The organism is Streptomyces sp. YS-3 (genome assembly GCF_045257485.1).
Taxonomy (GTDB): domain Bacteria; phylum Actinomycetota; class Actinomycetes; order Streptomycetales; family Streptomycetaceae; genus Streptomyces.
In genome coordinates this window covers 1-2,131 of record NZ_JBJHPC010000856.1, presented here as the reverse complement: position 1 = coordinate 2,131, position 2,131 = coordinate 1, and the positions used below count along the sequence as shown (strand labels likewise).

The window sequence follows — 2,131 nt, the reverse complement described above, 5'->3', positions numbered from 1 at the left end:
GGGAGGGCGGGCGCAGCATGAACGGTGTCGGGTTGGTGAACGCGCCCTCGACGCCCGCCTTGAGCACCCCGCTGCCTGCCCCCAGCGCCCCGCCGAAGATCATGCCGTCCTTGGCGGCCTGGTTGATCTCGTCCAGGCTGAAGCCGCTCTGCAGACCAGTGGCGATCTTCAGCGGCTGGGCGACGGCCAGGTCCACGGTGACCGACTCGACGCCGCCGAACGCCGCCGCGACCAGCGTGCCCGCCGCGATCTCCGCGACCGTGGTGGAGACCGCGACACCCAGCGTGGCACCCATCTCGATGATCACATCGGCGGCGGCCACCGCGGCCCCCGAGGCCAGGCCCGCGGTGACGAACGCCAGGGCGATACCGCCCGCGATCACCGCCGCGTCGATACCGATCTGCGTCCAGAGTTTGGTGATCGCGTCGTCCACCGCGTCCGCGAACTTCTCCAGCCCCTCCGCCATCTTCCGCGAAGCCTTCGACAGATCGCTGAGCCAGCCCGCGTCGTTACCCTTGGCGTATCGCTCCCAGAACGTGGTGAAGGTCGCGATCGCCTCACCCTGGTTGTTGTGGATGAGCGAGTTCGCGGTGTTGTTGACGGGCGTACGCACGTCGTCGACCGCGTCCGCGAAGGTCCGCCACGCCTGCGCCGCGTGCCGCAGGGTGCCCGAGTTGGCGTCCGGCCACCACATGCCCAGCTTGAGCAGGACCTTCTTGGCCTCGTCCTCGATGCTCACTTGGCACCGTCCTGGTGAGGCGCGTGCGGATCGTGCGGATCGTGCGACGACTCCTGCGGCTTCACCTTGGCGAACATCCCGGCGATCAGCTCATCGTTGTCGACATGCCCGTCCGACATGTCGATCATCGCCTCGTGGATGCTCGTCAGCCCGAGCACCAGGATCCCCGCGCCTCGCTCGATCGCCTTCTGCTGCGGCTCGTAGGCGTCCCCGAACGCCTTGCCCTGCTCGTCATCGCCCCAGGGCTTGCCGAAACCGTCCAGCGCCTTCACCAGATTCGTGAGCGCCGTGCTCAGATTCTTCGCCTGCTCATGGAACACCGGCGCCGACAGCTTCAGATCAGCCGTCTTGATGTCCAGAACCTTGCCGTCGTCGCCCACCCGGCACCTTCCCCCGTCGAACCCGCCACCCGCCCTTGCCATCTGCGGGTGCAACTCCACGACCGTAGAGGGCCAGGGTCAAGGGACCGCAAAGAAGGTGTCGTGGGAACGTAACAAAGAGCAGGTCGGAGCCTTGTTGTCGACCTGGCCTCACCGGCCATGGGTGAGGGGAGGGGGCCGTCATAGCGGGCGTTGCGTACGACTCGATGGCCGCAAGGTGGCGTTCTCACGCGGCAAGTTCTGGATGCACGGGCGGTCGAGTTGCTGGGGTGTGCGTCCACCCGCGACAAGGGGTCCGATCTCACCGGGCAGAGTAAGGGCAGGGAGTACACCGGCGGGGTCCAGGAGATCACCCTGGCCCTGTGGGTCGACCCCCGTACCTGCCTGCCTGTCCGGACGGAAGAGGCGATCGGGGCCGCCCGCGTCGAACGAACTTTCGAGTGCGGATGGGGCTGAGGTCCGGGGAGAGCGTCGTGCTGCCGCTTCGGGTCCTCGCCACCAACGTGAGCGCCACCTCACCGCTCCCGGTGCTCGTCGACGAACTGAAGCGCCAGCACCCGGAGTTGGCTTCGAGTCTGGCCGTACCGACCATGTGAGTCGCAGCGAAGTACCCGGGCCGCTGGCCTCGGCGGGATCGCGCCTCGTCGGGGTCCGCCGTGCGGGCGAGCGTTCCGAGGTGACCTCGACGGTACGGTGGCGGGCGTGCGGCCGTTGGTGAAGTGGGCCTTCGGCTTCCCCGCGCGGGATGGATGCGCCACCCGTCCCCCAACCAGGGCGGTGCGCTGCACGGCCCGCAAGCGTGGCGGTGGACTCCGCGACGCTCACGGCCCAGCGCCGACCGGCGACGCGGTTCGGCGCTGGACCGGGGCGGCCCGTGGATAGCGCAGGGCGTCAGGTTCTCGGCCGAGAGGCGGGGACGGAAAGTCCGTGGGATTGACCATGCATCTCTTCGACGAGGCTGGTTACGAGCCGACGCTGTGGGCGCCGGCTCGGCGGCTGGTCTGCGTGAGGG

2 protein-coding genes and 1 pseudogene are annotated in these 2,131 nt (G+C 68.7%); 1 reads left to right on the top strand and 2 read right to left on the bottom strand.

Features of this window, described 5'->3' with window-relative positions; all coding sequences use genetic code 11:
- Nucleotides 1-739 (bottom strand): annotated as a pseudogene (locus ACJA3G_RS35600) (RHS repeat protein); the annotation flags it as partial.
- Nucleotides 736-1,161, bottom strand: a complete 426-nt coding sequence (locus ACJA3G_RS35595; RefSeq protein WP_406557166.1) for a hypothetical protein — start codon at nucleotides 1,159-1,161, stop codon at nucleotides 736-738. The gene ACJA3G_RS35595 and the pseudogene ACJA3G_RS35600, both read right to left, overlap by 4 nt.
- A gap of 431 nt (nucleotides 1,162-1,592) precedes the next feature.
- Between ACJA3G_RS35595 and ACJA3G_RS35590 the strand changes: the two genes are divergently transcribed.
- A complete protein-coding gene (locus ACJA3G_RS35590; RefSeq protein WP_406557165.1) occupies nucleotides 1,593-1,715 on the top strand; it encodes a hypothetical protein in 123 nt (40 codons plus the stop codon).
- Nucleotides 1,716-2,131 lie beyond the last annotated feature (416 nt).

Bases quoted from the DNA above. Each gene is read 5' to 3' on its own strand.
- ACJA3G_RS35595 (WP_406557166.1), bottom strand. From the start codon at position 1,161: ATGGCAAGGGCGGGTGGCGGGTTCGACGGGGGAAGGTGCCGGGTGGGC.